Origin of the sequence: Curtobacterium sp. SORGH_AS_0776 (assembly GCF_031453355.1) — a bacterium.
GTDB lineage: Bacteria > Actinomycetota > Actinomycetes > Actinomycetales > Microbacteriaceae > Curtobacterium.
In genome coordinates this window covers 2,792,296-2,808,374 of sequence record NZ_JAVIYU010000001.1, presented here as the reverse complement: position 1 = coordinate 2,808,374, position 16,079 = coordinate 2,792,296, and the positions used below count along the sequence as shown (strand labels likewise).

Annotated in this window: 15 protein-coding genes and 2 pseudogenes; 7 read left to right on the top strand and 10 right to left on the bottom strand. The window is 71.6% G+C overall.

The window, feature by feature from the left end; all coding sequences use genetic code 11:
• Nucleotides 1-60 precede the first annotated feature (60 nt).
• The 3 genes from QE359_RS13845 to QE359_RS13835 are packed head-to-tail and all read right to left on the bottom strand — an operon-like array spanning nucleotide 61 to nucleotide 1,762.
• Entirely contained in the window at nucleotides 61-1,038 is a 978-nt protein-coding gene (locus QE359_RS13845; RefSeq protein WP_309779627.1) for an SURF1 family protein, read from the bottom strand.
• Entirely contained in the window at nucleotides 1,035-1,343 is a 309-nt protein-coding gene (locus QE359_RS13840; RefSeq protein WP_070419043.1) for a hypothetical protein, read from the bottom strand. Before QE359_RS13840 ends, QE359_RS13845 begins: the two co-directional genes overlap by 4 nt.
• Nucleotides 1,343-1,762, bottom strand: a complete 420-nt coding sequence (locus tag QE359_RS13835) for a DUF3099 domain-containing protein (RefSeq protein WP_070419042.1) — start codon at nucleotides 1,760-1,762, stop codon at nucleotides 1,343-1,345. The genes QE359_RS13840 and QE359_RS13835 overlap by 1 nt, the downstream gene beginning before the upstream one ends.
• A gap of 166 nt (nucleotides 1,763-1,928) precedes the next feature.
• Between QE359_RS13835 and fabG the strand changes: the two genes are divergently transcribed.
• The gene (gene fabG, locus QE359_RS13830; RefSeq protein ID WP_070419041.1) at nucleotides 1,929-2,642 is read left to right on the top strand and encodes a 3-oxoacyl-ACP reductase FabG; all 714 of its coding nucleotides are present in this window, start codon (nucleotides 1,929-1,931) and stop codon (nucleotides 2,640-2,642) included.
• 114 nt (nucleotides 2,643-2,756) lie between these two features.
• On the opposite strand, the gene serB is transcribed toward fabG, so the two are convergent.
• The gene (gene serB, locus QE359_RS13825) at nucleotides 2,757-3,395 is read right to left on the bottom strand and encodes a phosphoserine phosphatase SerB (RefSeq protein ID WP_309779626.1); all 639 of its coding nucleotides are present in this window, start codon (nucleotides 3,393-3,395) and stop codon (nucleotides 2,757-2,759) included.
• 87 nt (nucleotides 3,396-3,482) lie between these two features.
• The gene (locus tag QE359_RS13820; protein WP_070419039.1) at nucleotides 3,483-4,724 is read right to left on the bottom strand and encodes a glucose-1-phosphate adenylyltransferase; all 1,242 of its coding nucleotides are present in this window, start codon (nucleotides 4,722-4,724) and stop codon (nucleotides 3,483-3,485) included.
• A 47-nt stretch (nucleotides 4,725-4,771) separates the two neighbouring features.
• Here QE359_RS13820 and glgA point away from each other — a divergent pair.
• The 3 genes and pseudogenes from glgA to QE359_RS13805 form a co-directional block, all read left to right on the top strand.
• A pseudogene (gene glgA / locus QE359_RS13815) lies at nucleotides 4,772-5,932 on the top strand (glycogen synthase); the annotation flags it as partial.
• 49 nt (nucleotides 5,933-5,981) lie between these two features.
• The gene (locus tag QE359_RS13810) at nucleotides 5,982-6,764 is read left to right on the top strand and encodes an ABC transporter ATP-binding protein (RefSeq protein WP_070419037.1); all 783 of its coding nucleotides are present in this window, start codon (nucleotides 5,982-5,984) and stop codon (nucleotides 6,762-6,764) included.
• Nucleotides 6,765-6,885: 121 nt separating this feature from the next.
• On the top strand, nucleotides 6,886-7,134 hold the full coding sequence (locus tag QE359_RS13805) for a type B 50S ribosomal protein L31 (RefSeq protein WP_070419036.1): 249 nt from the start codon (nucleotides 6,886-6,888) through the stop codon (nucleotides 7,132-7,134).
• Between the two features lie 629 nt (nucleotides 7,135-7,763).
• On the opposite strand, the gene QE359_RS13800 is transcribed toward QE359_RS13805, so the two are convergent.
• Nucleotides 7,764-8,510 carry a 3'-5' exonuclease gene (locus QE359_RS13800; RefSeq protein ID WP_175473596.1) on the bottom strand — a complete coding sequence of 249 codons (747 nt, stop codon included), beginning with the start codon at nucleotides 8,508-8,510 and terminating at the stop codon, nucleotides 7,764-7,766.
• 159 nt (nucleotides 8,511-8,669) lie between these two features.
• Entirely contained in the window at nucleotides 8,670-10,385 is a 1,716-nt protein-coding gene (gene treS / locus QE359_RS13795; RefSeq protein ID WP_070419606.1) for a maltose alpha-D-glucosyltransferase, read from the bottom strand.
• A 155-nt stretch (nucleotides 10,386-10,540) separates the two neighbouring features.
• Here treS and QE359_RS13790 point away from each other — a divergent pair, with 155 nt between their 5' ends.
• Nucleotides 10,541-11,572 (top strand): alpha/beta hydrolase, encoded by a 1,032-nt coding sequence (locus QE359_RS13790; protein WP_309779625.1) that lies wholly within the window; start codon nucleotides 10,541-10,543, stop codon nucleotides 11,570-11,572.
• Between the two features lie 5 nt (nucleotides 11,573-11,577).
• A complete protein-coding gene (locus QE359_RS13785; protein ID WP_309780435.1) occupies nucleotides 11,578-12,660 on the top strand; it encodes a glycosyltransferase family 1 protein in 1,083 nt (360 codons plus the stop codon).
• Between the two features lie 51 nt (nucleotides 12,661-12,711).
• Here the strand turns inward: QE359_RS13785 and QE359_RS13780 are convergent, their stop codons facing one another.
• The 3 genes from QE359_RS13780 to QE359_RS13770 form a co-directional block, all read right to left on the bottom strand.
• On the bottom strand, nucleotides 12,712-13,461 hold the full coding sequence (locus tag QE359_RS13780; protein ID WP_309779624.1) for a hypothetical protein: 750 nt from the start codon (nucleotides 13,459-13,461) through the stop codon (nucleotides 12,712-12,714).
• A gap of 99 nt (nucleotides 13,462-13,560) precedes the next feature.
• Nucleotides 13,561-14,199 carry a histidine phosphatase family protein gene (locus QE359_RS13775; protein WP_309779623.1) on the bottom strand — a complete coding sequence of 213 codons (639 nt, stop codon included), beginning with the start codon at nucleotides 14,197-14,199 and terminating at the stop codon, nucleotides 13,561-13,563.
• A 55-nt stretch (nucleotides 14,200-14,254) separates the two neighbouring features.
• A complete protein-coding gene (locus QE359_RS13770) occupies nucleotides 14,255-15,109 on the bottom strand; it encodes an NAD-dependent protein deacetylase (protein WP_071296376.1) in 855 nt (284 codons plus the stop codon).
• 108 nt (nucleotides 15,110-15,217) lie between these two features.
• Here QE359_RS13770 and QE359_RS13765 point away from each other — a divergent pair.
• Nucleotides 15,218-16,046 (top strand): annotated as a pseudogene (locus tag QE359_RS13765) (TrmH family RNA methyltransferase).
• The last annotated feature ends 33 nt before the right edge of the window (nucleotides 16,047-16,079 follow it).

The following is a 16,079-nucleotide window of genomic DNA, read 5'->3' as shown; positions in this document are numbered from 1 at the left end:
CGGTGCCAGCTGGCACCGCGCCTCCTGTCGGTCCTGGGTGGCGTCAGCCCTGTGCTGGCGTCAGCGACCCGCGTTCAGCAGCTCGTCCTCGATCTGTGCGTCCGTCTTCGGCTTCGCGTCCTTGCGGCGCTGGCGCTCGAGGGCGCGCTCGCGCTCCTCGGGGTCGTCCTGGTTCAGGTTCCGGAACTCCTGCACCATCAGGTAGGCGAGGAACCCGAACCCGCCGACCGCGAACATGAACCACTGGATGAAGTAGCTGAGGTGCAGCCCCGTGTCGGCCGTCGGGCGCTCCCAGCCGAGCGGGCGAGCCTCGGTCGGGGCGGGGGACTCGGACGCGAGCTGCCCGTACGCCCCGGTGTAGATGGGCGTGTCGACCTTCTTGCCGACGTCGGACAGCGTCACGGACTGCACCTGGTCGGTGTGGGCCGGGTCGGTGCGGCCGGGGATGCGCGGTTCGCTCGGCTGCAGGCGGACGATCGCCGTGACCTCGCCGGACGGGGGAGCGGGCACGTGGTCGGGCGCGTCTTGCGCGTTGCCGGTGGGGACCCAGCCGCGGTCGACGACGAACGCACGACCGTCGGCCGTGACGAGCGGCGTGAGGACCTCGAAGCCGGGCTGGCCGTTGTGCACGCGGTTCCGGACGAGCAGCTGGTCGTCGGTGTCGTAGCGACCGGTGACGCTCACGCGGAGCCAGGTCTTGCCGTCGTTCCAGCTCGACGCCGTCGGGAGCGCCTCGTCGAGGGGGACCGGGGTGTGCTCGTAGTTCTGCGCGACCTGCTCGTTCTGGCGGACGGCCTCGTTCCGGCGGTCCCACTGCCACATGCCGAACAGCGCGCACACGATCGCGAACGCCACCGCGATGGCGAAGTAGCCGAGCCACCGCCGGCTGCGGACGAAGCGCCAGCCGACGAAGGGCTCGTCCGGATCACGCTCGGCGGTCCGGGTGGTGCCGTCGGCGGCGGAGGCGGCTGCAGCACGCTCGAGCTTCTGCGCGTGTCGTCGGCCGTAGCGGGAGCTCGGGTCGAACTGCTGGCTCACCGACGGTCACCGGCTGCGCGTGCACCGACGTCGTTCTTCGGGGCGTCGGCCGGGTCGCGTTCGTCGTCGAGGCGGTCCACGTCCTCGTGCATGCCCGTGACCCGGACGGGGAACGACCGGGACCGGAGGTAGTCGGCGAGGAAGTCACGGTGCTCGTCGCACGCGGCCCAGATCTTCACCCGGTCGGTCGCGTGGATCCGCGGGTTGCGCCAGTTGACGCGCCACGAGGCGGTCGACACGCAGCCGGCACGCGAGCACACGGGGGTCGAGCCGGGTTCGGTGAAGAGGTCGAACGTGGCCCCCATCAGCGACGTCCCCAGACACGCGAGCGGTCGCCGTTGCGCTGCCACTCGGCCTGCGCGTCCTGCGCCTGCTCGCGCAGCCGGTCCTGCTCGGCGCGGTACGCCTCGGCCCGGGCGTCCTCCTGCTGTTCGCGGAGTCGCGGGTCCACGGCGTCGTAGAGCTGGATCGCACCGGCAGGCGTCACGATGTCGCTCTCGGCACGGCTGCCCGCGTTGGCGATGATGACGGCGACCCAGGGGATCACGCCGGCGAGGACGATCGGGATGACGGCGATCCACGTGTGCCAGATCGACCACACGACGACCGCCCCGATGAAGAACACGACGCGGAGGGCCATCTGCCAGACGTACCGGGACAGGCGGTGCGCACGATCCTGCTCCGGAGAGTCCGGGAGGGTGGTGATGCTGTGCGTCGTCTTCATCCGATGTTCTTTCCTCTGCCCGAGGGAAAGCCTAACTCCGCGCGGGCCCGGATGGTTCCGCCGCGCGCGGACACGGTGCGCGTATCGGCTCCGGTACGCTCTTCCGGGCGTGTCCGAGCCGGTCCGGGCCCGGCGCGCCGTGCAACCCACCCCGAACGGAGCGACCATGAGCACCCCCCGTACCGTCCTCGTCACCGGCGGCAACCGCGGCATCGGCCACGCCCTCGCGGAGCGCTTCGTCGCCGCCGGCCACCGCGTCGCGGTCACGTCCCGCAGCGGCCAGGGCGGCCCCGAGGGCGCGCTCACGGTGCAGGCCGACATCACCGACACGGCCTCGGTCGACGCTGCCTTCTCGCAGGTCGAGGCCGAGCTCGGCCCGATCGAGGTCCTCGTCGCGAACGCCGGGATCACGAACGACCAGCTGCTGCTCCGCATGTCGGAGGAGGACTTCACGAGCGTGATCGACACGAACCTCACGGGGACGTTCCGGGTCGTCAAGCGCGCCACGAAGGGCATGATGAAGGCGAAGTTCGGCCGCATCGTGCTCATGTCGAGCGTCGTCGGCGCCTACGGCCAGGTCGGCCAGGTCAACTACGCGTCGTCGAAGGCCGCGCTCGTCGGCATGGCCCGGTCGATCACGCGCGAGCTCGGCTCCCGCGGCATCACCGCCAACGTCGTCGCGCCCGGGTTCATCCAGACGGACATGACGGCGGCGCTGCCCGAAGAACTGCAGGCCGAGTTCAAGAAGCAGATCCCGGCGGCGCGGTACGGCACCGTCGACGACGTCGCGGACGCCACGCTGTTCCTCGCCGGCGACGGGGCCGGGTACATCTCCGGCGCGGTCATCCCGGTCGACGGCGGCCTCGGGATGGGGCACTAGGCCGGGACGCGCCCGCCGAGTCTCGCCTCGGCGGACACCTTCGTGGCGAAGCGGCCGCGAAACTGTCCGCGGGGCCGAGTCTCGGCCGGCCGGCGCGGCGCGGCAGGCGGCGCGTCAGCCGCGCAGGCCGAGCGTCGCGAGCACGCTCGACAGGTCACGGTCGACGACCGCGACGTCCGCCTGCTCGCGGACGAGCGGCTTCGCGTCGAACGCGACCGACAGTCCGGCCACACGCATCATCTCGAGGTCGTTGGCGCCGTCGCCGATCGCGACGGTGCGGACGATCGGCACGTCGTCGGATGCGGCCCACTCGCGCAGTGCGACGGCCTTGGCGTGCGCGTCCACGACGTCGCCGAGGACCCGCCCGGTGAGGACGCCGTCCACCACCTCGAGCCGGTTCGCCCGGCAGTGGTCGAGTCCGAGCTGCTCGGCGAACGGGTCGAGGACCTCGTGGAAACCGCCCGACACGACGCCGACGGTCCCGCCGGCGGCGTGTACCCCGCGGACGAGCTGGTCGGCGCCCCGCGTCACGCGGACCGCCTGCTGTGCACCCCGGAAGACGTCGTCCTGGAGGCCCGCCAGGGTCGCGACACGCTCCCGGAGGCTCTCGGCGAAGTCGATCTCGCCGCGCATGGCGCGCTCCGTGATCGCCTGGACCTGTGGCCGGGTCCCCGCCGCGTCGGCCAGGAGTTCGATGACCTCGTCCTCGAGGAGCGTGGAATCGGCATCGAGGACGACGAGGAAGCGTGGCACGCACCAACGGTACCGACTCAGGAGGCGCGGCCGGCGTTCATGACGCCAGCCGCGCCTCCTGGGCCGTCCGTTCCTGCCCGCGCGACGCTACGCGTCGACGCGCACGCCCTTGCCGACGACCGTGATGCCGGACTCGGTGACGGTGAAGCCGCGCGCTTCGTCCGCTTCGCGGTCGATGCCGACCTGGGCGCCGGGGGCGATCACCACGTCCTTGTCGAGGATGGCGCGGTTCACGACGGAGCCGGCGCCGATCGAAGCGCGTTCGAAGACGATCGAGTCGAGGACCTTCGCGCCGGAGTCGATGCCGCACCAGGGGCCGATCATGCTGCGCTCGACCTGGGCGCCGGACACGAGACAGCCGAGCGACACGAGGGAGTCGACCGTCGAGCCGGTGTTGCCGTTCGCGTCGCGGACGAACTTCGCCGGGGGCAGGTTCGTCTGCTGGTTGAAGATCGGCCAGTCCTGGTTGTACAGGTTGAAGACCGGGACGGGCGCGATGAGGTCCATGTGCGCGTCGTAGAACGAGTCGATCGTCCCGACGTCGCGCCAGTAGTACCGGTCGCGCTCGTTCGACCCGGGGACGTCGTTGCGCTTGAGGTCGTAGACGCCCGCGTCGCCACGCGCGACGAAGTCCGGGACGATGTCGCCGCCCATGTCGTGGTCCGACGCCTCGATCTGGCCGTCGCGGAGGACGGCGTCGACCAGCGCGTCGGCGTCGAAGACGTAGTTGCCCATCGACGCGAGGATCTCGCCGGGGGAGTCCGCGAGCCCGACGGCGTCCTTCGGCTTCTCGAGGAACGCCTCGATCTTCGTCGGGTCGTCGTCGGCGACCTGGATCACGCCGAACTGGTCGGCGAGGCCGATCGGCTGGCGGATCGCGGCGACCGTGGCGCTGCGGCCCGACGCGATGTGCGCCTCGACCATCTGGTGGAAGTCCATCCGGTACACGTGGTCGGCGCCGACCACGACGACGATGTCGGGGCGTTCGTCGCGGAGCAGGTTGAGCGACTGCAGGATCGCGTCGGCCGACCCGGCGAACCACCGCTTGCCGAGCCGCTGCTGCGCCGGCACCGACGCGACGTAGGACCCGAGCAGGCCCTCCATGCGCCAGGTCTCGGCGACGTGGCGGTCGAGACTGTGCGACTTGTACTGCGTCAGGACGACGATCTTCTGCAGTCCGGAGTTGACGAGGTTGGAGAGCGCGAAGTCGATGAGACGGAAGTTCCCGCCGAACGGGACAGCGGGTTTCGCACGGTCGGCCGTGAGCGGCATGAGCCGTTTCCCCTCGCCGCCGGCGAGCACGATGCCGAAGACCTTCTTTGGTGCCATGCCGCTCACAGTAGGCGTCAGCACTGGGAACCGGTTACGTTGAACGCGTGCGAGTCGATCTGCTGACCAGGGAGTATCCGCCGGAGGTCTACGGCGGTGCGGGTGTCCACGTGGCCGAACTGACCGCGGCGCTGCGGTCCGACACCGACACCGAGGTGCGCGTCCGCGCCTTCGGGGCGTTCCGCGACGAGGCCGACGTGTGGGCCTACCGCACGCCGGGCGGCCTCGAGCAGGCGAACGGCGCGCTGCAGGCACTCGGCACCGACGTCGCGATCGCCGCGGACGTCGAAGGTGCCGATCTCGTGCACTCGCACACCTGGTACGCGAACTCGGCGGGACGCATCGCGCAGCTGACCTACGGCATCCCGCACGTCGTCACGGCGCACAGCCTCGAGCCGCTCCGCCCGTGGAAGGCCGAACAGCTCGGCGGCGGGTACCGGCTGTCGAGCTGGATGGAGCGCGAGGCGTTCGTGCACGCCGACGGTGTCATCGCCGTGTCGAAGGCGATGCGGGCGGACATCCTCCGCTCGTACCCGTCGATCGACCCCGCGAAGGTGCACGTCGTCTACAACGGCATCGACATCGACGAGTGGAAGCCCACCGTCGACGAGGACGCCGTCCGCGCGCTCGGGATCGACCCGTCGCGTCGCTCGGTCGTGTTCGTCGGACGCATCACCCGGCAGAAGGGCCTGCCGTACCTGCTGCGGGCGGTGGCCTCGCTGCCGGCGGACGTGCAGATCGTGCTCTGCGCCGGTGCGCCGGACACGCCGGAGATCATGGCCGAGGTCACGGGTCTGGTCGACTCGCTGCGTTCCGCTCGTGACGGGGTGGTCTGGATCGACCGGATGCTCGCGCACGAGGAGATCGTCAACGTGCTCTCGTCGGGCACCGTGTTCGTGTGCCCGTCGATCTACGAGCCGCTCGGGATCGTCAACCTCGAGGCGATGGCGTGCGGGATCCCCGTCGTCGGCACCGGCACCGGGGGCATCCCCGAGGTCGTGGCGGACGGACTGACCGGTCGCATCGTGCCGATCGACCAGGCACAGGACGGCACCGGGACCCCGACGGACCCGGACCGCTACGTGGCCGACCTCGCCGCGACCCTCACCGAGGTGCTCGCCGACGAGGGGCTCGCGAAGCTCATGGGCCGCGCCGGACGCCTCCGCGTCGAGACCGAGTTCACCTGGGACGCGATCGCCCGGCGGACCACGCCAGGTCTACGACGAGGTGCTCGGGCAGAACCCCTAGGCTGGTCGCATGCCCTCGGTCGTGCGCTTGTCAGACGTCTCCGTGGTCCGCAACGGGGCCACCATCCTCGACGGGATCTCGTGGGAGGTGCAGGACGACGAACGCTGGGTCGTCCTCGGTGCCAACGGTGCCGGCAAGACGACGCTGCTGCAGGTCGCCGGCGCCCAGACCTTCCCGACCTCGGGTGAGGTCGAGGTCCTCGGCACCGAGCTCGGCGGTGCCGACCTGTTCGAGCTGCGTCCGCGCATCGGCTTCGCGTCGACGGCCCTCGCGCGCCGCATCCCGGTCACCGAGAAGGTCATCGACGTCGTGCTCACCGCGGCGTACTCGGTGACGGGCCGCTGGAATGAGGAGTACGAGGAGCTCGACGTCCGCCGCGCCCAGCGTGTGCTCGACGAGTGGGGCCTCGGTGCCTTCACCGACCGGACCTTCGGTGAGCTCAGCGACGGCGAGCAGAAGCGCGTCCAGATCGCCCGTGCCGTGATGACCGACCCCGAGATCCTGTTCCTCGACGAGCCGGCCGCGTCCCTCGACCTCGGCGCGCGTGAGAGCCTCGTGCGGACCCTCGGCGGCTACGCGCAGAGCGAGGACTCGCCGGCCATCGTCATCGTGACCCACCACGTCGAGGAGATCCCCGCCGGGTTCACCCACGCCCTGGTGCTCGCGGACGGGCACGTGCAGGCTGCTGGGCCGATCGACGAGGTCCTGACCGCTCCGACCCTGACCGAGGCGTTCGGCATCGAGCTCACCGTGTCGAAGGACGCCGGCCGGTACACGGCGCGCGCATCGTGACACTGCTCCCGATCCGGCCGGTCGTCTGGTAACGTAGACGGCTGGCGCAAGCCGCAGACTTCCCGCGTCGTGCTCGTACGAGTGCCGCGCACGTCCCCATCATCGCAACCGAGGAATCTCCATGAAGACCGACATCCACCCCGAGTACCGCGCCATCGTCTTCCGTGACCTGGCTTCCGGTGAGACGTTCCTGACGCGTTCGACCGCGAACAGCGACAAGACCATCGAGCTCGACGGTGCGACCTACCCGGTCATCGACGTCGAGATCTCGTCCGCGTCGCACCCGTTCTACACGGGCAAGCAGCGCATCCTCGACTCGGCCGGTCGCGTCGAGAAGTTCAACCAGCGCTTCAAGAGCTTCGGCAAGTAAGCAGTCCTCCGGACGCTCGAACGGGCGGCTCTCCTGCGGGAGGGCCGCCCGTTCCGTCGTTGGCGGGGTGTGGCGGCCGGGTCGGGCGGGCGGTGCGCGTCGCGGCCGGGCGGTGCTGCACGTTGGGCGGCCGGTGCGGCCGGGGCGTGGCACGTTGGGTGGGCGGTGCGCGTTGCCGCCGGGCGGTGCGGGCGTGGCCGCGGCGACGGTTCGAACCACGGAACCGACGTCGAACCAGGCGAGCGGCGTGGTTCGACGTCGGAAGCGTGGTTCGACGTCGCGCTCGGCCGAGGTGGGCGCGGGCGGTGGGGCTGTGCGGTGTGCTCCGGGCGGTGCGGCCGACGTAGCGCTGGTGCGGCCGGAGGGTCGGGCGGTGCGGATTGCCGGCGCACAACGCAAGTGCGTTCGCGCCGTGCGATGGCGCGGCTCGGACGGACTTTGGTTGTGCGGGAGCGGAGTGGGACGCCCTGCGAGCGGCACGGGCGTCGGTGCGGGGCGCGGGCGGGCCGACCGGTGCGCGCGTCGAACCAGGGATCCGACGTGGAACCAGGCGAGCGGCGTGGTTCGGTGTCGGATTCGTGGTTCGAAGGCAGGCGACGGGCGTAGTTCGACGCCAGGCCGGCGTCACCTCAGCCGGCGTTGCGGTGGGGCCAGCGGCCGTCGGCGGTGAAGGCCGGGTCGCGCTTCTTCCGCATGTAGTCCTGGAACGAGGACGCCTGCTCGGCGCACCAGCCGACCTGCTTGCGGTGGAGCTCCTCGGCGGAGACGCCGAGCTCCTCGGGGTACTTCGCCGCGATGGCCTGCGCGACACGCCCGGCCGCGATGGCGTCGGCTCCGGCGTCGTGCGCATCGGAGAGGGTGACGCCGTAGAGCTCCGACGCGGCCTCGAGCGTGCGCTTGCCCTTGCGGTAGGTGTCGAGCGCCTTGTCGATCACGAGCGGGTCGACGACGTTCCCGATGACCGGGGAGGCGATGCCGTGGCGCTTGGCCTCGCGGTCGAGGACGGTGAGGTCGTACGGGGCGTTGTAGATGACGAGCGGGATGCCCCGGGCGAAGACGGCCTCGACCGCGGCGATGATCTCGGCGACGACCTCGGCGGCGGGGCGGCCGTCGGCGCGAGCGCGCTCGGTTGTGATGCCGTGGACGGCGGCGGCGCCCTCGGGGATCTCCACACCGGGGTCGGCGAGCCAGGCGCCCTCGACGATGGAGCGACCGGTCATGTCGATCAGGCCGACGTGGGCGGTGACGATCCGGGCGGTCTCGACGTCGACGCCGGTGGTCTCGAGGTCGAACACGCCGAGTGCGTGCCACCAGGGCCGACCCGAGAGGTCCTGGGCCGGAGCGGGTGAGTCGAGCTGCGCTGTGGGGAACGTCACGCGGTCAGGCTAACCGGACGCACCGACACGCCGAGACGCGACCCGCCCACCGGGCGCGACGGGACCGGACGGGGGACGCGACCCGCCCACCGGGCGCGACGCGACCGGACGGGGGACGCGACCCGCCCACCGGTGTCGAGCCGCGCCTCCAGGACGCCGCTACCCGACCGGCGCACCCACGTGCAGCCAGTAGAACGACTGCGTCCCCATCGTCAGCGTGACCTGGCCCTCCGCGTCGAACGACGGGAACGAGCCGCCGCCGAAGAGGTCGTACAACGGCCTCCCGGCGTACTCCGGCGCCGAGATGGTGACCGACGTCGGGTTGGTGGCGAAGGAGAAGACGCAGAGGACGTCCTCGGCGGAGGGGCCGAACTGGTGGCCGGAGCCGGAGCCCTCCCACGACCGGACGAACGCGAGCACGGAGTCGTTCGAGGTGTCCTGCACGTCCAACGTCCCGAGCCCGAACACGGGGTGCGCCTTCCGCACGTGGATCACGTTGCGGACCCAGTGCAGCAGCGACCGGGACTGGGCGAGCTGCGCCTCGACGTTGACCTGCGCGTAGTTGTACACGAGGGACTGGACGACGGGCAGGTACAGCTTGCCCGGGTCCGCGGTGGAGAAGCCGGCGTTGCGGTCCGGCGTCCACTGCATCGGCGTGCGCGAGGAGTCGCGGTCCGGCAGCCAGATGTTGTCGCCCATCCCGATCTCGTCGCCGTAGTAGAGGAACGGCGACCCCGGGAGCGAGAACAGCAGGGCGTGGATGAGCTCGAGCTCGGCGCGCGAGTTGTCGAGCAGGGGAGCGAGGCGTCGGCGGATGCCGATGTTCGAGCGCATCCGCGGGTCGTAGCCGTACCAGCCGTACATGGCCTGCCGGTACTCCTCGCTGACCATCTCCAGCGTGAGCTCGTCGTGGTTGCGGAGGAAGACACCCCACGCAGCGGAGGCCGGCACGTCGAGCGTCTCGGACAGGATCGCCTTGAGCTCGGCAGCGTGCTGCGCGCGGAGCGAGTAGAAGATGCGCGGCATCACCGGGAAGTCGAACGCCATGTGGCACTCGGGCTCCTCGTCGGTGCCGAAGAACGCGGCGGTCTCGCGCGGCCACTGGTTCGCCTCGGCGAGCAGGACACGCCCGGGGTACTCGTCGTCCACCATCGCGCGGAGCTTCTTGATGAACTCGTGCGTCTCGGGTTCGCCCTCGCCGTTGCCGTCCTCCGACTCGAACAGGTAGGGGATCGCGTCGAGCCGGAGCCCGTCCACGCCGAGGTCGAGCCAGTGCCGCACGACGTCGTACACGGCCTCGACGACGGCCGGGTTCTCGAAGTTGAGGTCCGGCTGGTGCGAGAAGAACCGGTGGAAGAAGAACTGGCGGCGGACCGGGTCGAAGGTCCAGTTCGACTCCTCGGTGTCCACGAAGATGATGCGGATGTTCTCGTAGTCGGTGTCCGTGTCGCGCCAGACGTAGAAGTCGCCGTAGGGGCCGTCCGGGTCCTCGCGGGACTGCTGGAACCACTCGTGCTGGTCGCTGGTGTGGTTGATCACCATGTCGATGACGATGCGCATGTTGCGTTCGTGCGACTTGGTGACGAGTTCGCGGAAGTCGTCGAGGGTGCCGAACTCGGGGAGGATCGCCTTGTAGTCGGCGATGTCGTACCCCCCGTCGCGCATCGGCGACTGGAAGAACGGCGGCAGCCAGAGCGCGTCGACCCCGAGCCACTGCAGGTAGTCGAGCTTGCCGATCACGCCCTGGATGTCCCCGATGCCGTCGCCGTTCGAGTCGACGAACGAGCGGATCATGCACTCGTAGAAGACCGAGCGCTTGTACCACTGCGGGTCCAGTGTCAGGCCGGGGAGCTGGATCGGGGCGGTGAACGTCACCATGGACACGCTAGGCCGCGGTGCATGGAGTTGTCCGGAGAATGCACGGCCTGGAGGCGCGGGTCGTCCTCCACAGGCACGTCGCGGCTGCGAGTCGTCCACCCTCCAGCGTGGGTGACGTCGGCGCACCGGCGCGCGTTCGTAGACTGACGGGGATGCAACCGCCCGTGCTCTCCCCGTACCAGTCGCTGATGGCCGCCACCCCGGTCGTCCACCGCTCCGTGCAGGTCGACGGCCGCACCACCCACTTCTGGGAGTACGGCCCGTCCGACGCCACCCGGACGGTCCTCGCCGTGCACGGGTTCCGTGGCGACCACCACGGCCTCGAGACGATCGCCGCGCACCTCGACGGGGTCCGGGTGATCGTGCCGGACCTGCCCGGCTTCGGCATCTCCGATCCGCTGCCGGTGTCCGACATCGACTCCTACGTCGCGTGGCTGCGCGGCTTCCACGCGGCGCTCGGTCTCGGTGCGGACACCGTGGTGCTCGGGCACTCGTTCGGGTCGATCGTCGTGGCCGCCACGGTCGCGGCCGGCCTCGCGACGCGGTTGCTCGTGCTCGTGAACCCGATCGCCGCCCCGGCGCTGCAGGGTCCGCGTGCGGTCGGCACGGCGATCGCGATCGCGTACTACCGTGCCGGCGCCGTGCTGCCGAAGCCGCTCGGGCTCGGACTGCTCCGCAACCCGGCGATCGTGCGCGTGATGAGCCTGGCGATGCTCAAGTCGCACGACCGTGACCTCCGGCGCTGGGTGCACGACCAGCACGACCGGTACTTCTCGGCGTTCGCGAACCGTACGAGCGTGCTCGAGGCGTTCCGCACCTCGGTCACGCACGACGTCGCCGAGTACGCCGATCGCATCACCGTGCCGGTGCTGATGATCGCGGCCGAGCGCGACGACATCACGGCGGTGCCCGAGCAGCGTGCCCTGGCCGCACGCCTCGCGGACGCCGAGCTCGTCGTCGTGCCGCACGTCGGGCACCTCGTGCACTACGAGACGCCCGGCGCCGCTGCGTCCGCGGTGCTCCGACGGATGGCGGACGCCCCGAAGCGGGGCCGCAAGGGAGCGCAGCAGGGGTCCAGGCGTGCCCCGAAGGAGACACCGAAGCCGAAGACGACGCCGAACCCGCAGGCGACGCCGAAGCCGAAGGCGCCGCCGACCCCGCCGGCCGACGGTGCCGCGTCGTGACCCGCCTGCGCATCGGGATCGACTGCCGCTACGTCCGCATCGGCCGCCACGACGGCATCAGCCGGTTCACGGCCGGCGTCGTCGCCCACCTGCCCGAGCGACACGACTACACCCTGCTCGTGCACGACGAGCGGCAGCTCGAGTCGCTGCCGTCCGACCTGCCGTGGGAACTCCTGCCCGCGCCGACCGAGCCGGGGGAGCCCCTCGTCGCGCGGAAGGTCAACCGCCTCGGGCTCGACGCCGTCTTCTCGCCCATGCAGACCATGGGGTCCCGCGGTCGGCAGTACGCCCTCGTGCTGACCCTCCACGACCTGATCTACTACCGGAACCGGACGCCCCCGCGGGAGTTCTCGTGGCCCCTCCGCCTCGGCTGGCGTGCCTTCCACCTCAGCTGGGTGCCGCAGCGCCTGCTCCTGAACGGCGCCGACGGGGTCGTGACGGTGTCCGAGACGACCGCCGGCCTCATCGCCGAGCACCGGCTGACGAAGCGCCCCGTCACCGTCGCGTACAACGCCGCCGACCCCGCGACCCCTCGGCCCGAGGGCGGTCCGCGCGAGAAGTCCCTCGTGTACATGGGCTCGTTCATGCCGTACAAGAACGTCGAGACCCTGGCCGCCGCGATGCCGCTGCTCGGCGCGGACTGGGTGCTGCACTGCATGTCCCGGGTGTCCGCCGCCGATCGTGCGCGGCTCGAACGGCTCGCGCCGGCAGGGTCGATCGTGTTCCACGACGGCGCCTCCGACGACGAGTACCTGTCGGTGCTGCGGTCGGCGACGGCCCTCGCGACGGCGTCGTACGACGAGGGCTTCGGCATCCCGCTCGTCGAGGCGATGGGCGTCGGCACGCCGGTGGTCGTCAGTGACATCCCGATCTTCCGCGAGATCGGCGGGGACGTCGCGGAGTACTTCGACCCGTCGTCGCCGTCGGCCCTCGCGGCTGCGGTGCGCCGGCTCGAGGCACGGTGGGACGAGGCCTCGCGGGCATCGGTCGTGCAGGCCGGGCGGTTCCGGTGGGAGACATCGGCGGAGCAGGTCGTCCGCGCGGTGGAGCAGGCGGTCGCGGCCCGCGGGGCCACCCCCGGGCAGTAGGGAGGCCCGAGCCAGCAGGCGTCGGCTACCGGTCGCGCGCACCGACCCGCCTCAGGACGACGGCCGCTCCGCCGACACCGTGGCCCCCGGGAACACCGCCTGCGCCTCCTGCGTCGCCTTCGCCACCACGGCGTCGAGCGCAGCCCCGCGCCCGATCGTCTCGACCGTGATCGCCTGGTCGGCCGGTTCGTCCGACGGGCCGCCGTCGCTCCAGGAGCACCGCACGCCCGAGACACCGCCGATCGCGTCGAGCTGCCGGGCGAGCGTCAGACGCTGTTCCGTGGTCCGCTCGTCCGGAGAGACCCCGATCTCGAGCGCACCGAGGTCCGCCACGGCGAACACCCGGACGCCGTTGCCGCTCGCCGCCTTGGCTGCGGCGCGCAGGTCGTCGACGACCGCGGTCCGCTCCTCGTCGGAGAGCGTCGGCGACACCGTGACGGTCGACTCGACGTCGTAGCTCGCGAACGAGGTCTTCTTCGGTTCCGCGTCGCGCACGCCCTCGACGCCGTCGAGGTCCCGCGCGGCGCTGCCGAACCGGTCGAGCGCGGCATCGGGGCGGGGGAACACCCCGCCGACGCCGTTCTGCACGCTGCCGATGATGGTGACGAGCACGACGGCGAGCACACCGGCCGCGATGATCACGCCCACACCGACCAGGGCGCTGCGTCGGACACGCTGCCGCGGGGTCCGCACCGGGACGGATGCCGTGCCCGGGCCGAAGGCACGATCGAGGTCGTCCGGATCGGGCGAATGCGGCCAGCCGGGCCGAGCGCCCCCACCACCGGGTCCGTCGACGGTCATGTCAGCCCCCTCACACGCTCGGGTCTGCGAGTGCATCGGAGCCTAGTACGACACCACCGACAGCGCGCGGCGGCTCGCCCCGGCGGCTCCCTGCGGCGGCTACCCGCGGCGCTCGAGCGGGTTCTGGTACTCGAAGGCGTACCGGCCGGGCCCGTCCGAGACCCCGTCGATAGGGTCGTCGAACCGCACGAGCTCGGCGTGGAAGCGCTCGGGGTCCCACCGGAACGAGTGCACGGACCCGTTCCGGATCGGGGTGCTGTGCCGGTCGGCGGTGCCGGGGGCGGCGGCGTTGACGATGCTGCGGATCACGGCGCCGTGGGTCGCGACGACGACGCTGCCGGCGTCGTACCGGACGGCGATCTCGGCGAGTGTCTCGGTGACGCGGTCGAGCAGCGCGCTGCGGGACTCGCGGCCGGGGATGTCGTCGTGCGGGTAGCGCTCGCGGACCTCGTCGTCGGTCAGGCCCTCGGCTTCGCCGTAGGAGCGTTCGGCCAGCCCTGCGTACGTGGTGGGCGCTGGGAGACCGAGGTGGTCCGCGATGATCGAGCCGGTCTCGAACGCCCGGGACAGCGGCGACGCGACGACGGCGTCGAACCGCCGGCGGTCGAGCAGGGTCGCGGTGGAGCGGGCCTGTCGGCGTCCGGTGTCGTTCAGGGGGATGTCCGTCGAGCCCTGGATGCGCCGTTCGGCGTTCCAGTCGGTCTCGCCGTGCCGGACCAGGTACAGGAGCGTCGTCACGGCACGATCATCCCAGACGCGGCGCGGCGCCTCGTCCCGGACGCGGCGCGGCACCTCATCGCAGCCGTGCCGCCAGGGCTTCGAGCGTCTCGGTCGTGCCGGCGTCGATCTTGACCGCTGCCCGGGGGTCGCTGCGGGTCGTGCCGCGGTTCACGATGACCACGGGGTGCTTGCGTCGTGCGGCGTGGTCGACGAGCCGGACGCCGGAGTTCACGGTGAGGGACGAGCCGACGACCAGGAGCGCGTCGGCCTCGGCGACGATGGAGACGGCCTCGCGGAACTTCTCGGCGGGGACGAACTCGCCGAAGAACACCACGTCGGGCTTCAGCACCCCGCCGCACACCGAGCAGTCCGGCACCCGGAAGCGCTCGACGTCGGTGATCTCGACGTCGCCGTCGGGTTGGAGCTGGACCGACCCGGGCTCGTCGATCCACGGGTTGTCCCGGTCGAGCACGGTCGCGAGGTCGGCGCGAGAGAACACCTGCCCGCAGGTGAGGCAGACGGCACGGTCCATCGACCCGTGGATCTCGACGACCCGACGGGATCCGGAGCGGAGGTGCAGTCCGTCGACGTTCTGCGTGACGACCCCCGTGACGATGCCGTCGCGTTCGAGTGCCGCGAGGGCCTGGTGCCCGGCGTTCGGACGGGCCGAGGCGAAGGTGCGCCAGCCGAGGTGCGAACCGGCCCAGTAGCGCTGCCGCTTGGCGGGGTCGGCGCGGAACTCCTGGAAGGTCATCGGCTTCCGGACGACGCGGCCGGCGCCCCGGTAGTCGGGGATGCCGGAGTCCGTGCTCAGCCCGGCGCCGGAGAGCACGGCGATGCGCTTGCCGGCGAGGAGCTCGACGGCGCGGTCGAGGGCGTGCCCGGACGCGGTCGCGCTCGCGGGGCTGGTCGGTTCGCTCGTCGCCATCGTGTTCACGGTACCCTCAACAGCCGACCGCCCCGGTCACTTCCCGTGGACGACGCCAGGCCGTGCCCCGCCGCCACCGGCCCCCACACCGACCCCGAAACGAGCCCCGTGCACGCCGTCCGCATCGACTCCCTCGACGACCCCCGCCTCGACGACTTCGCCCGGCTCACCGACGTCGCCCTGCGGCGCGTGTCCGAGCCGGAGGGCGGCCTGTACATCGCCGAGTCGAACACGGTCATCGAGCGGGCGGTCCGCGCCGGGCACGTCCCGCGGAGCGTGCTGGTCCAGGAGAAGTGGCTCGACAGCGTGCTCCCGGTCGTCGCGGACCACGACGGCCCCGTGTTCGTCGGCCCCGACGACCTGCTCGAGGACCTCACCGGCTTCCGGATGCACCGCGGCGCCATCGCCGCGATGCACCGCCCGGAGCTGCCGAGCGTCGCGGACGTGGTGCGCGACGCCAAGGTCGTGGTGGTGCTCGAGGACATCGTCGACCACACCAACGTCGGCGCCGTGTTCCGGAGCGTCGCCGGCCTCGGGGCCGACGCCGTCCTGGTCAGCCCCCGCTGCGCCGACCCGCTCTACCGGCGCAGCGTCCGCGTCAGCATGGGCACGGTGCTGCAGGTGCCGTGGACCCGCATCGGCGACTGGCCGGCCGCCGGCGAGGAACTCCGGGCGCAGGGCTTCCACCTCGCCGCGATGGCCCTGACGGACCGCTCCGTGGACCTCGACGCGTTCGTCGCGGACGTCCCGGACCGCGTGGCGCTCGTGATGGGCACCGAGGGACAGGGCCTCACGCCGGCGGCGATCGCGTCCGCCGACACCCACCGTGCGCATCCCGATGGCGCACGGCGTCGACTCGTTGAACGTCGCCGCGGCGAGCGCCGTCGGGCTCTGGGCGGTCACACACGCGCAGCGGCTCGCTTCCGCGCGGGCCTGAGGGGCCGGGAGGCGCGGGTCGCCTCCGTCGTCC

Excerpts from the sequence above, each read along its gene's own strand:
- QE359_RS13840 (WP_070419043.1), bottom strand. The coding sequence starts at position 1,343 with ATGGGGGCCACGTTCGACCTCTTCACCGAACCCGGCTCGACCCCCGTG.
- QE359_RS13835 (WP_070419042.1), bottom strand. The coding sequence starts at position 1,762 with ATGAAGACGACGCACAGCATCACCACCCTCCCGGACTCTCCGGAGCAG.
- fabG (WP_070419041.1), top strand. The coding sequence starts at position 1,929 with ATGAGCACCCCCCGTACCGTCCTCGTCACCGGCGGCAACCGCGGCATC.
- QE359_RS13820 (WP_070419039.1), bottom strand. The coding sequence starts at position 4,724 with ATGGCACCAAAGAAGGTCTTCGGCATCGTGCTCGCCGGCGGCGAGGGG.
- QE359_RS13810 (WP_070419037.1), top strand. The coding sequence starts at position 5,982 with ATGCCCTCGGTCGTGCGCTTGTCAGACGTCTCCGTGGTCCGCAACGGG.
- QE359_RS13805 (WP_070419036.1), top strand. The coding sequence starts at position 6,886 with ATGAAGACCGACATCCACCCCGAGTACCGCGCCATCGTCTTCCGTGAC.
- QE359_RS13790 (WP_309779625.1), top strand. The coding sequence starts at position 10,541 with ATGCAACCGCCCGTGCTCTCCCCGTACCAGTCGCTGATGGCCGCCACC.
- QE359_RS13780 (WP_309779624.1), bottom strand. The coding sequence starts at position 13,461 with ATGACCGTCGACGGACCCGGTGGTGGGGGCGCTCGGCCCGGCTGGCCG.
- QE359_RS13770 (WP_071296376.1), bottom strand. The coding sequence starts at position 15,109 with ATGGCGACGAGCGAACCGACCAGCCCCGCGAGCGCGACCGCGTCCGGG.